13 protein-coding genes and 1 pseudogene are annotated in these 17,092 nt (G+C 45.8%); 4 read left to right on the top strand and 10 right to left on the bottom strand.

What is annotated here, in order from left to right:
* Positions 1–651: 651 nt before the first annotated feature.
* The 7 genes and pseudogenes from HMPREF0860_RS11730 to HMPREF0860_RS11705 all read right to left on the bottom strand — a co-directional run bounded on the left by HMPREF0860_RS11730 (position 652) and on the right by HMPREF0860_RS11705 (position 9,129).
* Entirely contained in the window at positions 652–1,596 is a 945-nt protein-coding gene (locus tag HMPREF0860_RS11730; RefSeq protein WP_021495809.1) for an SNARE-associated domain-containing protein, read from the bottom strand.
* A gap of 109 nt (positions 1,597–1,705) precedes the next feature.
* Positions 1,706–2,551, bottom strand: coding sequence for a cytochrome c oxidase assembly factor Coa1 family protein (locus tag HMPREF0860_RS13425; protein WP_021495812.1), 846 nt, complete (start codon positions 2,549–2,551; stop codon positions 1,706–1,708).
* Positions 2,552–2,700: 149 nt separating this feature from the next.
* Positions 2,701–2,859: pseudogene (locus HMPREF0860_RS14170) on the bottom strand (integron integrase); the annotation flags it as partial.
* Positions 2,860–3,148: 289 nt separating this feature from the next.
* Positions 3,149–4,057, bottom strand: coding sequence for a hypothetical protein (locus tag HMPREF0860_RS11720; RefSeq protein ID WP_021495818.1), 909 nt, complete (start codon positions 4,055–4,057; stop codon positions 3,149–3,151).
* A 313-nt stretch (positions 4,058–4,370) separates the two neighbouring features.
* On the bottom strand, positions 4,371–4,595 hold the full coding sequence (locus tag HMPREF0860_RS11715; RefSeq protein WP_038081449.1) for a DUF6364 family protein: 225 nt from the start codon (positions 4,593–4,595) through the stop codon (positions 4,371–4,373).
* Positions 4,596–4,845: 250 nt separating this feature from the next.
* A complete protein-coding gene (lon, locus tag HMPREF0860_RS11710; protein ID WP_021330893.1) occupies positions 4,846–7,923 on the bottom strand; it encodes an endopeptidase La in 3,078 nt (1,025 codons plus the stop codon).
* Between the two features lie 69 nt (positions 7,924–7,992).
* Entirely contained in the window at positions 7,993–9,129 is a 1,137-nt protein-coding gene (locus tag HMPREF0860_RS11705) for an Mbeg1-like protein (protein ID WP_021330895.1), read from the bottom strand.
* Positions 9,130–9,245: 116 nt separating this feature from the next.
* Between HMPREF0860_RS11705 and HMPREF0860_RS11700 the strand changes: the two genes are divergently transcribed.
* A complete protein-coding gene (locus HMPREF0860_RS11700) occupies positions 9,246–9,944 on the top strand; it encodes a Bax inhibitor-1/YccA family protein (protein ID WP_021330892.1) in 699 nt (232 codons plus the stop codon).
* Between the two features lie 135 nt (positions 9,945–10,079).
* Here HMPREF0860_RS11700 and HMPREF0860_RS11695 read toward each other — a convergent pair whose 3' ends face one another.
* Together HMPREF0860_RS11695 and HMPREF0860_RS11690 are read right to left on the bottom strand one after the other, a co-directional pair.
* Complete coding sequence (locus tag HMPREF0860_RS11695; protein WP_021495811.1) at positions 10,080–11,393, bottom strand: solute carrier family 23 protein; 1,314 nt, start codon at positions 11,391–11,393, stop codon at positions 10,080–10,082.
* Positions 11,394–11,538: 145 nt separating this feature from the next.
* Positions 11,539–12,192, bottom strand: a complete 654-nt coding sequence (locus HMPREF0860_RS11690; protein WP_021495808.1) for a DUF4230 domain-containing protein — start codon at positions 12,190–12,192, stop codon at positions 11,539–11,541.
* Between the two features lie 99 nt (positions 12,193–12,291).
* Here HMPREF0860_RS11690 and hflK point away from each other — a divergent pair, with 99 nt between their 5' ends.
* Genes hflK through HMPREF0860_RS11675 form a run of 3 tightly spaced genes read left to right on the top strand, consistent with a single transcriptional unit; the run spans position 12,292 to position 16,046 of the window.
* Positions 12,292–13,266, top strand: coding sequence for an FtsH protease activity modulator HflK (gene hflK / locus HMPREF0860_RS11685; RefSeq protein ID WP_021330899.1), 975 nt, complete (start codon positions 12,292–12,294; stop codon positions 13,264–13,266).
* Positions 13,263–14,249, top strand: a complete 987-nt coding sequence (gene hflC / locus HMPREF0860_RS11680; protein WP_021330894.1) for a protease modulator HflC — start codon at positions 13,263–13,265, stop codon at positions 14,247–14,249. Before hflK ends, hflC begins: the two co-directional genes overlap by 4 nt.
* 18 nt (positions 14,250–14,267) lie before the next feature.
* On the top strand, positions 14,268–16,046 hold the full coding sequence (locus HMPREF0860_RS11675) for a hypothetical protein (protein WP_021495820.1): 1,779 nt from the start codon (positions 14,268–14,270) through the stop codon (positions 16,044–16,046).
* Here HMPREF0860_RS11675 and HMPREF0860_RS11670 read toward each other — a convergent pair.
* Positions 16,043–16,912, bottom strand: a complete 870-nt coding sequence (locus tag HMPREF0860_RS11670) for an Rpn family recombination-promoting nuclease/putative transposase (protein ID WP_021330898.1) — start codon at positions 16,910–16,912, stop codon at positions 16,043–16,045. The two genes, HMPREF0860_RS11675 and HMPREF0860_RS11670, sit on opposite strands and share 4 nt — an antisense overlap.
* Between the last annotated feature and the right edge of the window lie 180 nt (positions 16,913–17,092).

Here is a 17,092-nt window from a genome sequence, read left to right as displayed (position 1 = left end):
GCATTCACAAGGACGTAAAACGCTCCACGATTTCCTATGCGAACAATAACCGAAGGTTTAAATTGAACGTCTGAAATAGCGCCGTTCAATTTAATTTCGAGTTTTCTTTCGAAGACTCGCAGATGCACGTGTGCGCTTCCGCGCACTAATTATACAGCGCCTAAATCTACTGTTACGTTTAATTTAGGCTACTGTAATTATAAAACCTTCGGCAATTTCTGCGAAAATGGCGTTCTGTTCGTCACTCGGCTCAAGGAAAATGCGGTCAAAACACAAATATGGATAGCGTTGATTGTCTATCTGCTTTTTCTGAAACTTTGCGAGCAGTGTAAATATGACGACAAGAATTTCACGTACTTTTGTTTATATTTTGAATCAGGATCACAACCATTATTAAACATTCCAAGCCCTTTTCTGTTTAACCGATAACCATCCCAAAAACCATGTGTATCGGTTGTGAAATTATAATTGACATTTATTTCTTTTATATTTTCCATTTTGCGGCCGCTCCGTCGGCCGTCCGTATAACCAGCGTTTTAAACCGTAAAAACGTTTTTGCGCGACGCGCAAAAATGGTGCAAAAGTTGCAGCGGCGAAAAGCTGCGGAAAGTAACTGTTGTGACAAAGTTTTTATCGGCTTTGAAAACCTTGTTATGCTTTTTTTATTTTTACCTTGCCAGTTGATTTTAATAACTGAATCATATTTATTAAAATACAAATACCGCACAAAAACAACGATAAATATATATTTGTAAGTAATTCTTTTTTGACTTCAGGTTCTTTTACTGATTCAAAAGAAAGCTTTACAATTTCAAATATGGGATAATCTTTTATTTCTGGAAGCTTTAATACTTCTTTTATAATAACAGCAATATAACTTAAATATACTCCGACAGCCGTATATACCAAACTTATTAAAGAAATTATAAGTACACCTATCTTGTTCATTTTGCCTTTTGCCCAAACATAGCCTTTTTGTGAAAGATAAAAATATATTAAACCTGACGCACCTGCGATTCTACCTAACAAAAATAAAATGAATGTTACTAATATTCCAGGAATAGAAAAAACTATCGCTGCTATTGAACCTTGAAGATAATTATTTGGTTGGAGCCTAAAATCTTCATACGCATTTTCAATTTTAGTTTCTAATCTTTTTGCACAAGAAGAACACATTGGCAACGGAATACCATCAATATCAAATATATTAAGTCCATCCGTTTCTATACAGTTATCTCCACTGCATTTTGATTTTTCTTGCGGGTATTTTTGTTTAATATAACCAGTTATGTCTTCAATTACTTCTTTTATTTTTGAAATTTTGAAAGGTAAAAAATATTCCGTAAATACAATATAAACATCAAAAGACTGATCGTCAAAAAAATCTATACTTTTTGCATATCCTTTCCTTTTCCAAGATAAAATTTTCTTTTTATCATCTTCATTTAATTCAATTGGAAATCTGAAACTCACATTTTTCCGATTCGCCCCATCTGCAAACATAACATATGTATTATTTATAAATCCATAAAAATATGTTCCGTTATTTTTGAAACCAAATTCTCGGCTCAATTTTTTTAAACCTGGAAAAACCATTCTATTACCCCTTTTTTCTAAAAACCACGCCTATAGCGTTGTGTACATAACATTGTTTTAAACCGCAGGCAGCTCGATTACCTGTCGGCTTTGAAAACTGTGTTAGGCGCTATTTTTCATTTATAAGTAAATCTATAGAATCTACTTTTCCTTTTTGTTTATAAAATATTATTTTTTTATAATTCCAAATTCCATTTTCTTTTTCTGCATCAACATAAACCCGTGAGCTTCCGTTTTTACCTTTAATTGTATATGAAATAGATACTTTTCCAGTCCCATTTCCATTTGTGCTCATAGAACCACTTATAATTTTGGGAAGTTTATAATCTTCACCAAGATATTCCAAAATTTCTGTATTATTTTCAATAAGCTTAATTGAATGTAAATATGGTTCAGATTTTAAAAATGATGAAAAAATTGTAATACATACTATTATTATAGCACCAACAAAACCAACTCCAAAAATAACAGAATATTTTATAATTTTTTTCTTTTTTGATTCATCTGATTTTTCAATTTTTCTTCCGGAAACTTCTGATCCACTATTTTTACCAAAAGTTTTTCTGTATAAATAGATGCTCCCATAAATAAAACCTAATGCGCCTGTAGAGTATGTAAATTGAAATATATCCTTTTTATCTTTAAGCGCGCAAAGGATTATATCATTTATAATTCCTAAAACAACGCCAATTGTACTTATTATTATGACAAAGTAACAAAAAAACTTAAAAATAGATTTTGGACAAAACGGATTTATTTTTTGGAAACCTAACACAATAAAAACCATTGCCCATGCTATAAAGAAAAAGCCAATACTTATTCCAAAACCTAATACAGCTTCTGAAATTTTTATATCTTTACAGATGCGAATAATACAATTTAATATGCAAACTCCAAGAATTATACCTAGAATAATTTTTATTCTTTTTTCATAAAAATCAATTATTTTTTCCATTTTTTTTCCTTTCTTGCACGCCAATGCGTGTTCTCATAACATCCTTTCAACATTTTCGTATAATATCACAAAAACCTATGCTTTTCCATCTAAATTGCTGCGGATCAAAAAATCACATCTTTCTTCCTTATCATCAGCTGGAATAAATCAACCGCTTCATGCAGGGTACGCTGAATAACCGAAGGATCGATATGGTGGCGTCCCTGCTCGCCGGTTTCTTTGTTACGCCATCGGCAAGCTTGAGGAAACACCCACTGCCGGAACTGAGTTTTGCCGGCATTGGGATATTTTTTTGCAAAAGCAACCGGATAAAAAGACCGTAATCGTTCTCAGGCAAGAGAGAGAATATCTTTGCAGTTCGCTGTCATTGTCTTTCCAAAAACATCCGGCCGGAATCCAAGCTCTGTTCGGTACTTTTTTTTATTGCTTGCAGAATTTTAGCAAAATCTTCGCCCCTGCTTTAAAACGTACCGACAGTACGACTTTGCCAATACTTTGCGTTCACTCATATACCGATATTTATTTTCGAATTCTTTATTGTCATAGAGTCTTTTGCTTATGTGCGGTGGGTAACTGTATGCATTAACGGTTATAATATCATTTATATCCGTAGTAATTAAATGCCGATACCCACATAGTAATTTTATCCAACTGAGCGGAATCGGTAACTTCTTCTCGTAAAACCGTATCATCCGTAGAAATAAACTCAATTTCCAATTTTCTCAAATTACATAATTGTTCGATTGCTATCTTACTCCACAAATCGGTTAAGAAAATATCTCCCTCGATGAAATAAGGAATACCGCCTTCTACATTTACTTCTTTACCGTCTTCTTTGGTAGCGGTTATTTTATACTTTCCGGTACTTTCCGAATCGGAAGAATAAGTTTTTACAATAAAATTATAAGAGCCGGTATTCGGATCATCGATAAAGAAAATACCTGAACCGGTCAAATCCAGCGGAGCAAGTGCTCTTTCAGAATATAATTCATCGGCTTGGACCGTTTGCTCAGATAAATCATCGTAATAGAAAACAATTTTGTCGATTGTGTACTGATTATCTTGAAGAAAAGAATCATGTAATTTAACCGTGCAGTTACTTCCTGACACAAAATCGAAAGTATCAAATGATATCAATAGATCTTTATCTTCGGAGTTTCCTGTTCCTCTAAAAAAAATTTTTGCTCTCATAATCCGTTTTGAGGTTATATTTACAAAATTCGGTGAAACACCGGCATTTTTTCTTATGTACCCGTAATTCGGATACATTATAACCGGGGCTGTAATACCGGAATATTCCTGATAAGCAAAATTCATGGCTTTTCCCATAAATTTAGGATTCTCTTTTAAATAATAACTTTTTGTTGACAATGAGTATTCACGCCGGTTTGTTGTTTTTGTTTCCGAATATGGAGTTTTATTTACTTCCTCAGCTGAAATATTACCTTTTTTTTCGCCTCCGAATAACAAAATTATTAAAATCAATAGTAAAATTATTTTTTTCATTTTTCCTCCCGGCGCGCCCCGGTGCGGGCGTTCGTATAACATTCGCTTAACCTGCTTTTGCGGCTTGTCCGCAATGTCAGCATTGAAGCGGGTGTTAGAACACATCTTCTTTAAATGGATTTATTACCATTACTCCACGATATGTCTGTCCCGGATTTAAATCTTCGGAAATAATAAATTCACATTTTGCTTTCTCTGCAGCAGCTATTATCAATGAATCTCAAAATGATAATTGTGAAATTACACTGATATCTATTGCTTGTTCTATCAGTTCCAAATCATATAGACAAGAATATCGGTATCAATAAATACTTTAGACACGATATAATTCTTCCCTTGTCCATTTCTCATTGCCTGATGTTGCATTTAATGTGTCCATAAGTGAAAAAGTATCATGAAGCCAGTAATCTTTATTGGTCACAACCGTTTGCTCGACAAGTTTTCTTACAAGAGAATTGAATGAGATATTATGATTCCTGGCGTATTCTCGGCCTGCCTGTAAAACAGTTTCATCAATTGATAGAGTTATATTTTTCATAAACACTCCTTGCTAACACAGTTTAAGTGCGCACATTGATAAAGTCAAGAGAAAATAGATAAAAAACAGATTTTTAAATTAAGATTAATGGTTATTCGTTTATTTTCTAATCTGAAAGAAAATACTTTTTAATTTTCCAAAAAGTTACAATTTTCATAGATTTCCCTCCAAAACATCGCACTCCGCAAGTACCGCGTGCGCCGCAAGCCGACGGCGGGTGCCGTTCAAGCACCCGCGCGAACGGCAAGCTTTACTTTCCTTTACGCGATTTACCCGCTCCTTTTTTTACGGCGGGCTTTTTCGCTTTCGCTGCGCCCTTTTTCGAAGCGGACGATTTCACCCCGATCTTTTTCGAAACGGATTTTTCGCGTCGGCTCGTATCCTTTTTTGCCGCTGACGATTTTCCGCCGTCAGCGTTTCTCGAGGATTTTTTCTGCATCGATTTTTTTTCAGCCGCTTTAAGCGTACCGCTTTTTACCGCGCGTTCCGCCTGAGCGTTTTTTTTCACCGCGCTCTTTTTGACGCTCTTCGTTTCGGAAAGCGATGCCGTTTTCCCGTTTCCCGCAAAGGCGTGCAGCATCACTTCTTCGGCGCGAGTCACGGGTATAAACGTAATACCCGCCTTTACGTGATCGGGAATATCGGAGAGATCGCGGACGTTCGCTTTCGGAATCAAAATCGTTTTTATGCCGTTCCGCCTGGCCGCAACCGTCTTTTCTCGGAGTCCGCCGATCGGCAAAACCTGCCCCGTAAGCGAAAGCTCGCCCGTCATCGCAAGATGCCCTTTAATAATTTTTCCGGTGAGCAGCGACATAAACGCCGTCGCCATCGTAATGCCGGCGGACGGGCCGTCTTTTTTGACCGCGCCTTCGGGAATGTGCAAGTGAATTATATTCTTTTCAAACCACTCTTCGCTCTTTATCTTTTTTGAAAGCACTTGTTCTTTTACCCAGTTGATCGCGATCTGCGCGCTCTCTTTCATCACGTCTCCCATCTGACCGGTAAGCTGCAGTCCGCCCTTCGCGCTCGGATACGCGATGCTTTCGATGAGCAGCGTATCGCCGCCCATACTCGTCCACGCCAAACCGATCGCCGTTCCCGCGATGTCCGCCTTTTTGATTTCGCTTTCATCGAAGACGGGTTTGCCGAGATACTTGTCGAGAGCTTTCGCATCGATCGTATATTTTTTCGTTCTGTCGACGAAATCGGCGGCTGAAACTTTTTCGCTTTCGCGCTTTACCGAAACGAGTTTGTCGATTTCCGCCTGTGTGAGGTTTTTATTTTTCTTTACGAGCAGATCGATATCGCCCTGCGAAAGCTTCCAGCGGGAATCCACGAGCGAGTCGATTTCCGACTGCGTCAAATCACGGTTCGCTTTGACGAGTTTGTCGATTTCCGACTGCGTGAGTACGTGTTCGCCCTGTGCTTTCTTTGCAGCAAGTTCGGCTTCCTTTGCTTTTTTCGCTTTCGCCGCCGCTTCTTCCGCTTTTTTCTCCGCTTCGTTCATAAGTTCTGTAACGATTTTGCGGTGGATTTTATCGACGCTCTTTTCGTAATTGCGCACTCCGGCTTCGCGCGCGTACTCTTCGGCGATCATCAAAAGCGCTTCTTTCGTATACTGCACTTGATTTTTTTCAAGTCCGTTTTTATTAAGATTTTTCGGAATGAGATAGCGCTTTGCGATTTCGATTTTTTCCTGATCGATATAGCCCGGCAGCTGAATGACTTCGGCACGGTCGAGCAGCGGTTCCGGGATCGAATCGAGCGTGTTCGCGGTGAGGATAAAAAATATGTCGGAGATGTCGAACGGCAAATCGAGGTAGTTGTCGCGGAAACCGACATTCTGTTCGGGATCGAGCACTTCGAGCAGCGCGCTCGCGGGATCTCCCTGATAACTCTGTCCCATCTTATCGATTTCGTCGATCATAAAGACGGGAGCGCGCGTTTTCGTCGTGCGCAAACCTTGTATGATTTTTCCGGGCAGCGCACCGATATAAGTTCTGCGGTGTCCTTTGATCTCAGCTTCGTCGCGAAGACCGCCGACGGAAAATCGATAAAAAGGTTTATGCATCGCATCCGCGACCGAATGCCCGATGCTCGTTTTGCCGACGCCGGGAGGACCTACGAGCAGCAGTATGCTGCCCTTTGCATCCTGCTTGAGCTTTCGAACCGATAAAAATTCCATGATGCGTTTTTTTACGTCGTCAAGACCGAAGTGATCGCGCTCGAGAATCTTTTTCGCTTCGTCGAGGCTGTAATTTTCCGCAGGCTTGTCGTTCCACGGAAGCTGCGTGACGAGTTCGAGAAAATTCCGCGTACCGATGTATTCGGCGGAGTTCGGATCCATGAGATTGAATTTTTCGAGTTCGTTGTCGACCGTCTCTTTTATCTCGCCTTCAAAATGAAATTCCTCCGCTTTCTTTTTAAACTTTTGATAATCGGTCGCGTTGCCTTCGGCGTCCGTGCCGAGCTCTTCCTGAATCGACTTCAGCTCTTCGCGGAGAAAATATTCGCGCTGATTTTTTTCGACGCGTTCGTTGAGTTCGTTTTGAATTTTTTTCTGGACGCGTAAAAGCTCCTGCTCTTTTTTAATATAGATGAGCACTTGCTCCATACGCTGGCGCACGTTTACCGTTTCGAGCACTTTTTGCTGATCGGCTTTATCGATGTTGAGGATCGACGCGATAAAGTCGGCAATCTTTCCGGGGTGATCGATGTTCACCATATTCAGGCGCATCTCTTCTGAAAAGAGCGGATTGTTTTCGGATACTTCTTTCATTTCGCTCAACAGCGCGCGCGTGAGCGCTTTTACTTCAAACGTGTCGTCCTCTTCGTCGTCGAGGTAATCGACCGCGGCCGCCATCGGCGTCGTCGCGTGCAGCGCTTTTCGGATACGGAAACGCTTGAGCGTCGAAATAAACACGTTGAGTCCGCCGTCGGGCAAATTGATCTTTTTAATAATGCGCGCGATCGTACCGACCGCATGCAGATCGGATACCGACGGATTTTCCGTTTCGTTTTTCAGCATAACGATACCGATATAGCCGTCGCCCGCACACACTTCTTCGATCACTTTCGTATCGTCGGAAGAACTGATCATAAGAGGCGTAAAGATGCCCGGAAAAATCGGACGTCCCTGCAACGGAATGAGCAAAAGCTTTACCGGAAGTGCCTGATCCGCAGGAAGGATCTCCTTAGTCGCCGACGGCTTTTTTACGATTTTTTTGTCCGCCGCTTTATCCGCTTTCTCGCCGTCAAAAGTACCGTCCAGTTCCGCCTGTGAAATCGATACCGTGGAATCATTATTGTCAATATCTTTCTTTGCCATAGAATAAATATACTCCCTAAATATGAAATAGTCTACGCCGGAAATTTTATTCTTATCCGTTCCGGAAATTTATCGATTTTTTTTCTTCGAAGCATCGGACGGCAAAAATCGTGCCGGCGCCAAATGTCTGTGTCCGATTTGAAAAAGCAGCTGCACCGTTTTGATGATATTGTCGCGCGACGGGCCGTCGAGCTTTGCAAACGCACCGACGATTTTTGCCGAATTCTGCCACCAATTTTTTTCGAGCTCCGAATTCGTCTTTGCGTCGGTCGCCTCAAGCACTTTAAAAAGCGTAGTGACAAAGCGGGAGCGCTCGGCGTCGGAAAGCTCACGGAACCACGCGTTGAACGTATCGTGAAACCATTCGCTTGCCGCGTCGAAGCCCGGAAGCGAGACGAAACCGTCTTTCGTCAAATGCCATGAAAACGGATCGTGCTGTCTGATGCCGGCCTGCTCGCTTTCGACGACGGCGTACGAGGCCGCATGTGAAAAGAGCATACCGACGATGGAAAGCTGCGGATAAAACGAACGGATTTTCGGCGCAAGTTCCCGGAATTCGAGAGAAGCGACGATCTCTTCGCGAAAGCCCGGTCCGTCGTTGTTGTACACGCAGGAGATGCGTTTTTTGAATTTACGGTCGATGTTTGCGGCGGCATAAATTGAAAGGTTTCCGCCTTTCGAATGGCCGCCCACGCGAAATCGTCCGCGTATCGATTTCATCGCTTCGGTCAAATAGCTAAGCGCGTCGGTTTGAGCCGGTACGGTTTTGAGGACGCCCATGTTGAAATCCTCTTTCCAGCCGATTATCGTATCGTCGGTACCGCGGAACGCGACAAAGGCGTACTTGTCGCCGGTCAAAAAAGTCGTCGCGGAAAATTGCTCTTCCTTTTGCAAATCGAAACGCTCCGCATAACCGCACGCTTTTATAGTTCCGAAACGATTTGAAGAAGCGGCTGCGAACAAAAGATCTACCGTCTGCGAATTGATCATCGCGCCGACTTTGCGTCGTCTTGAAAAATCCTTTGCACTTCGAAAAAGTGCAGCGGCATCGTTCAGTATTACGCAATCTTTAAAGCGTTCGCTTACGATGCCTGAAAAATCGAGATACGAAATTTGACACAGGATGAGAGCGTCGATATCGTTGAACGGAACGGCGGAAAACGACAAGTCGCCGCGCCACTCGATATAGTCGATAATATTCGCCATAGAACCTCGTTCATCATATTATAGCAGAAAATTATATCCTGTGATATAATGTATATGTATATTTGTAATAGGTTCCCGGCGGGGAAAATCAACGTTGTATAGAGGAGCATACGGATATGGAACAATACAATTCGATCGGCACGCGTGCGGTAGAAAACGAAAAACGGAAATTCCTTACGCGTACGTACGGCTGGATGGCGCTCGCGCTCGTAATCAGCGCAGTGAGCGCCTACATTACGGCAGGGAATGCGGCGCTGTTGAGGCTGCTGTTCGGCGGAAGCGGTATCGGTTTTTGGGTCGTCGCGATCGGTGAAATCGCGCTCGTGTGGTGGCTTTCCGCGTCCATCCGCAAAATCTCGCCCGCTGCGGCGTCCGTCGCGTTTATCGTCTATTCGGCGCTGAACGGACTGACGCTTTCATCGATCTTTCTCGTCTACACCGGTACGGCGATAACCTACACGTTCCTTGCGGCAGCGGGAATGTTCGGCGGTATGTGCCTCTACGGCGCGGTCACGAAACAGAATCTCAATTCGTTCGGCCGCTATCTCATCATGGCGCTGTGGGGTCTCATCATCGCTTCACTCATCAATTTCTTTTTGCGCTCGTCGGGATTTTCGTGGCTCATTTCGCTCATCACTGTCGTCGTCTTCGTCGGACTCACCGCATACGATTCGCAAAAGATTTTAAGGGCGGCGCAGTATTCGGACGGATCGGATACGTTCAAAAAAGCGTCGATCATCGGCGCGCTCGAACTCTATCTCGATTTTATCAATATCTTCCTCGCCCTTCTGCGCCTCTTCGGACGCAGACGATAAAGCGCAAAAACAAAACGGCTCCTCTCGGAGCCGCGGATAAGCGCATATCCGCACGGATTGCGCCGGAAACAACGTAAAAAAAAACGCCCGCCGGCAAAAATGCGATGCGCGGGCGCTTTATTTTACCGGCGGTGCTTATTCCACCGTTTTCGGAATTATTAAATTCAATACGATGCCGACGACGGTCGAAAGCGCAACTCCTCCCAAACTGAACACGAAGTCGCTCCCGACGGTAAACTGCAAAATGCCGCCGCCGATGCCGATGACCATGACAACCGACGAAATCGTCAAGTTACGTTTATCTTTGTAGTCAACGCCTTCTTCAACGAGCGTGCGTAAGCCGCTGGACGCGATGAGCCCGTACAAGAGCATGGAAACACCGCCGAGCACGGGGCCCGGAATCGTTTGAATGACCGCGCCGAATTTTTGGCAAAAAGACAGCACGAAGGCGATGACCGCAGCTCCTCCGATAACCCACACGCTGTACACTTTCGTAATCGCCATAACGCCGATATTTTCACCATACGTCGTGTTCGGCGGCCCGCCCCATACGGCAGCCCATGCGGTCGCAAGACCGTCGCCGACGAGCGTGCGATGCAAACCGGGATCTTTTAAAAAATCCTTGCCGACGACGCGCGAAGTCGTCAGCGTATCGCCCAAGTGTTCGCAGATCGTCGCAAGCGAAACGATCACAAAGGTGAGAGAGGCGACGAAGTTGAATTTCGGCGCAAGCCAAAAATACTTGCCCGCCGCGTCGGTTTGCAAAAACGGAAGCGCAAACCACTTCGCTTCACGCACGACGGAAAAATCGATGACGCTGTATGCGGGAAAAACGGCGCCCATGACGAGTGCAAAAAGATAACCGCCGACAAGACCTATCAATATCGAAATCGTATTGAAAAAGCCCTTCAAAAAAATCGTCGCGACGATCGCGATGCCGAGCGTTACGACGGCGATGCTCAGATACACAAGCGAGTAATCCTGCATCGCACCGCTCGATCCGATGTACATCGCTTCTTTGATCGCCGTCGGCGCAAGGTTCATACCGATGACGACGATGACCGAACCGATGACGACCGGAGGAAGCGCTTTGTCGATCCAGCCTTTGCCCGTAAATTTAATAATCAATGCGACGACGCAGTAAAAAACTCCCGCGCAGATCGCGCCCCCCATCGCATAGGCAACGCCGTACTGTTCGCCGATTCCGATAAGCGCCGGAATAAAGGCGAACGACGAACCCAAAAACGCAGGTACTTTTGCGCCCGTTATGAAGATGTAGATGAGCGTTCCGGTACCGGCGGTAAAAAGCGCGGTCGACGGATTCAAGCCCGTCAAAAGCGGTACGAGGATGGTTGCGCCGAACATGGCGAACACGTGCTGGAAGCTCAACGGAATCCACTGCGCGAGCGGCGGCTTGTCGTGAGGCCCTAAAATTTTCGATGAATTCATAAAGAAACTCCTGTGTGATACAAATCGGCACAGTATAGCACAAGCGTTTTTTTTTGAAAAGAACGCGGCCGTTTTTTGTCGGATGTTTTTATTAATTTAATTCAAAAGGGAAAGCCTCCCCTGCAACGTCCCTGCGCCTGGCGTATCAGCGTATCGCAACGTTTTCAAAGCCGAGCGCGGTCATGGATGCGCGAAGGACGGCCTGTGCCTGCGCATCCGCGTCGTCCAAAAGACCTTCGGCGACCAGGCGTTCCGCGGCGGATGCTCTGCTCTCTTCGATTCCGTCGAAGATTTCTTTCATCGTGATCGGCACGAAGATGCTGCGTTTTTCATCGAAGATTTCCTGCGACGCTATTTCGTTTCCGAGGAGCTCCGACTTCGGAAGCGAAATCGAAACGGATTTTCCGTCTTTCGAAACGGTCGGAGCAATCTTTGAAACGTCGGCAATACCTGCACGCGCTACACCTGAATATTTGACGATACTGTAGCTTTTTGCGACACCGAGCGCACCGCTTTTTTTTATGCTCACGATTTCGCTGTAGCGCAGTTTTACCGTAACGAGTTCGCGGCACAGCACGAGCTGCCGTTCGATCCTCATATATTTTTTTGCAAGTTTTATTTCAGTGATTTTTTTTCTGCCGAAATAGGCACCGGCTCCGAGTGCGCACAAAAGAAGCGCGGCAAAGATGATTTTCAATAAAAGGCGTCGTACGGGAACCTGTGCCGCTTTGATAATTTTTTTCGCCGCGCTTTGCGCAGTCCGCTTTTTCTCTTCGACCGATGTGCGCTCTTCTTTCATATCAATCTCCCATAAAAACATTTACAAAAACCCGCAATACCGCCGTTTCGATTATATCATCGCTTGTTGTTTTATGGTATAGTTGGTTCGAGGAATACTATGGGAAAAATAACAAAAGAATCGGCGCGGCGTTTTTTTTCAAAGCCGTCGTCCTATGCGCTGCTGCTCGCCCTCTTTATCGGAGCGTCGGCGGTAAAAAGCAATTTTTACATCGTCGATGAAACGGAGCAGGCCGTCATCACGAGATTCGGCAAATACGTCGAAACCGTCGGCCCGGGTCTGCATTTTAAGCTGCCCTTCGGCATCGACAAAAATTACAATATTCCGGTGCAAGTCGTTCAGACGGAACAGTTCGGTTTTCAGACGATCGAAATGAAGCGGAACAGCCGCTATCAAAACGGCATCGTCGCCGAATCCACGATGCTCACGGGAGATTTGAATATCGTCGACGTCGAATGGATCATTCAATACCGCATCGTCGATCCGAAAGCGTGGCAGTTCAACGTCGAAGACCGCACGCGTACGATCCGCGACATCTCCCGCTCGGTAATCAATACGCTCGTCGGCGACCGCGCCATCCTCGACATTATGAGCGCGGAACGCACGAACATCGAAATGCAGTCGCGCGATATGATGAACGACAATTTTGCAAAGCTCGGTTTGGGCATACACGTTACGACGGTCAAACTGCAAAACATCGTTCCGCCCGAAGGCGTGCAGGATGCGTTTGAAGACGTCAACAAAGCGATACAGGATATGAACCGATTTATCAACGAAGGAAAAGAAGCGTACAACGCCGAAATTCCGAAAGCGCAGGGTGAAGCCGACAAACAGATTTCGGTTGCGCAGGGATATGCGGCGGAACGCGTAAACCGCGCGAGAGGAGACGTCGCCCGATTCAACTCCGTGTACCGAGAATACCGTCGATCGCCGCGCGTTACCCGCGAGCGTATGTATTTGGAAACGATGGACGCCCTTTTCAATTCCGACACGAAGAGTACGCTCATCGACGGGAGGCTCCAAAACCTGCTGCCTATAAAACAGCTTTCGGCTTCCGAAGGAGGCGCACAATGAAATCGATCAAACGTATCGTACTGCCTCTCGTCGTTTTTTTATTTTTGTTAATTTTTTTCTTCGCGTCCGGCCCGCTCTATATCGTCAGAGAGGGAAATCAGGCGGTTGTCACGAGATTCGGAAGCATCGCCGAAGTCCGCACCGATGCGGGATTGTATTTTAAAATCCCCGCAGCCGACATGGTGACGACGTATCCGAAACGCATCCTTTCAATCGACGGCGATCCGCAGCGCATCCCGACAAAGGAAAATCAATTTATCGTCGTCGACACGACGAGCCGTTGGAAGATAGCCGATCCGAAATTGTTCTACACGAGTTTTAAAACGATCGAAAACGCAAGCAATCGCCTGAGCGACATCATCGATTCGGCGACGCGTACGGTCGTCACCGCAAACCGATTGAGCGAAATCGTGCGTTCTTCGAACATCATCAACGAGCGCGCGGCAAAGGCCGTCGCAGCGGAAGACGAAGAGACGAAAGAAATCGAATCGCTTGTAAACGTCAATACGACGATCGAAGCGGTCGTGCGCGGACGGGGCGCGCTCTGCGAAGAGATGACCGCCGCCGCAAACGTCCTCGTTTCGGACTACGGCATCACGGTTATCGACATCGTTCCGCGGCAAATAAAATATTCGGACGAACTCACCGAAAGCGTATACAACCGCATGATAAAAGACCGCAGCCAAGTCGCACAGGCATACCGTTCGCTCGGAGAAGCGAAAAAAACGGGATGGATCGGACGACTCGAAAACGAAAAGCGCACGATTTCTTCCGATGCGTATCGCCGCGCCGAAGAGATCAAAGGGCAGGCGGACGCGGAAGCGGCACGTATTTATGCCGAAGCGTACAACCGCGATCCGGAATTTTACGCGTTTTGGAAAAGCATGGAATCGTATGCGAATACGCTTAAAGGGCGCGATGCGACGTACAGCACGAATATGGATTACTTCCGATATTTGTATTCGCCCGAAGGCAGACGGTAAAAATTAATAATTAATAATATGAGTAAAATTATATTCGATACGGGATTAAGCGAATCGACATTTGCCAAAACCCGTCTTTCAAATTTACTTTCCGAATCGGGCATCGCCGCCTGCGCGGATAAAAATTTCGGATCCGATATGACCTTTTCGTTTTCCGAATGGAAGTTCGACGGCGTCAAAACGATCGGAGACGGAGACGGCGCGCACGTACACCTTTTCGGGCGGTTCGGCGAAGAAGAGGAAATGCTCTCTCTTGCGGAAATCTTTTTGAAAGCGGAAAGCGGCGGAAACGCGGAGCGATATGAAGCGGCGGCCGCTTCCTATGCGGCGGTATGCGCAATCGAAGAGGCGAAAAAAGAAAACGTAAAAATCGAAAACATCGGTGCGGGCGGCATCTATGTAAAGACTGCACACGGGTTTGCAGATAAACCTGCGCTCCTTTTTTTGCCCCAAGCGCTGTTCGATAAAGCGTGCGCGACCGGCGGCGCATCCTATGCAAAACTGCAGGGCTTTTGGATAAGCAAAGCGCTTTCCGAAAGACGCGGCTCCCTTTCTTTTACGCAGGCGGTTATCGCCTACCGCGCCCTTGCAAAACGCATGCCTTACGACAAAAGCGATGAGAGCGCGCGGAGCACCGACGAATACGATAAAAATTATATGAAGCTCGAGCACGTCATAAACGGAGTCGATAAATCGCTTGCCGAAAGCGTCGATGCCGCGCTTGAACTTCCGTCGCGCACTGTAGAAGCGGAAAGGAAAAATGCACGCGGATCACACGGTGTGCACGGCGCGGCGGACACGCCGCATACGGCGGAGGCGTTGCATACGGCGGACAGGCAAAAAGAAAACCCGTTCCCGCTTCAAGCTTTTTATGCCGAACTCGGAATCGATGACGGCACCCTGAAAGAAGTGTCGCACCCTGCAGCCCTCCCTCAAGCGGAGTTCGACGCAAAGGTCGCAGCGTATTATAAATCGAAAAAACGAAGCTTACGCGCCCGCCGTACGTTCAGACGCAACGCGGGAACGCTCGCGGCCTGTTTTGCGCTTGCCGCCGTTATCGCATTTTTCGCTTTCGGCGCGGTGCGCGATGCCCGGCACCGCCCTTCCGCCGTCGGTCTTACATCTTTTGAAGTCGCCGAAGCGTTTTACGAAGCGATACATACGCAAAACGTCGAACTCGTCGGCGCGATGTCTTCGGGCAAAGTGTCCAAGCGCTACGGCGATATCGTCGGCAGTATCTACGTCGTAAATAAAACGAGGAGCGCCTACGATCCGAAAAACGGTATCGTCGCCCCGGAAACGTGGTTCGCCTCCCTTTCGGAGGAAAATGCGGAGGCAAGGCGGGACGTATACGGCATTACTTCTTTTACGCTCGACGGCAGAGAAAGCTCACTCGAAGTCCGCGTGCCCGAACGGAGCGAAAAGAGAACGCCGGTAAGAAGCGAAGGATGCGCACCGCTCGACGACGGCACTCAAGCGGCGCATACGGCGGAGTATTACACCGTGCGCACGGACGGCGAAACGGGCGAGTTTATCATAGAGCGCAATTGCGATACGGTAAGGCTGACGTATAAAAAGAACAGATGGGCTGTCACCGGTATCGAAGAAAAAGAGGAGAATGTGTCCGTCGACACCGCAGCGTTCAAATCCGACGCGATCCGCGCCCTGCAAAAATACGGAGGAGATGCCGCCCTTGCCTCAAGCGCGCTCAAAGAAAAGTACCCGTGGGTACCGGATCGCATCGTCGTTCAAAGAGCGGCGGAACGGAAGCCGAGAATAAACCGAACTACCAATTAGCTAATCGATTCCACTTCTTCTTGAGTAAGGCCGGTAGCTTGCATTATCTTTTTTACGGAATCGCCGAGCTGTTTTAAAATCCGCGCCGTTTCGAGCTTTGCTTGACGGGAACCTTCGGAAAAGCCTTGTTGTATGCCAATCCTTAGGCTTTCTTCTCTCTGTACCGCAATATCCGTATCATAATCATATTCGGCTACTAACATGTTTATTACCTCCCGTGATTTTCTCATTAAATATTCTTTTAAGATTCCTTTTTCTATGCATATCTTTACTGCATTGGTAAAACCGTTTTCGCTGTCGAGTTGGGTTTGTTTTCTTACCTCTTCTACAAAGAGGCTGTATTCTTCAAGCGGCTTGCATGCCGTTAGGACTTTGTTCGATTTGTCCGTGTTGATGTTGAGCACTTGCACCGTCAACTCAAGCGGTACTTGTTCGGGCTTTGTGATAAACGCATCCGACAGTTTTAGAACCGTAGTTTCAGGGTAGTCTTCTGTGCCATTATAAAAAACGTAAAACTCAGGCGCAGGGATTTTTGACAGCTTTCTTAAATACCGATCAGTCGGTGCTTGCAGTTTTTCATAGAGCCTTGCTATATACTGTAAAAATCGTAGGGGCATATTTTCGTTTATTGTAGACTGGTGTTCTGCCAACACGATGATTTTACCGTCTACAAGGCAGGAGACGTCATTGATTATGTTCATGTACATAACGTTATCGAGCTTTATGTTTTCTACCGGAGACGAAAGCGGAAGGTGTGTACCGTGTAAGGCGTTGTAAAGCGATAAAAAATTTTCTTTCGCTTTTTCGTCTTCACTGAAAAGGTCGACAAACACCGAGTCTTTGTATTTTCTGTTTGAAGTAGGCATAGCATACCCCCCTCATTGATTGTATTATACCACAGGCTAAAGGATTTTAAAAGAGATAGCTATTTAAGTAATGACGCCCACATAAAAAAAACGCCCACAAGCCGAAGTTTCCCTTGGCTTGAGAGCGACCGGTTGGTTATTTTAGTTTGTAATTATCGAAACCAATTATCAATTAATCGA

It is taken from the genome of Treponema socranskii subsp. socranskii VPI DR56BR1116 = ATCC 35536, assembly GCF_000468115.1.
GTDB lineage: Bacteria > Spirochaetota > Spirochaetia > Treponematales > Treponemataceae > Treponema_D > Treponema_D socranskii.
This window is presented reverse-complemented; position numbering and strand designations above follow the sequence as displayed.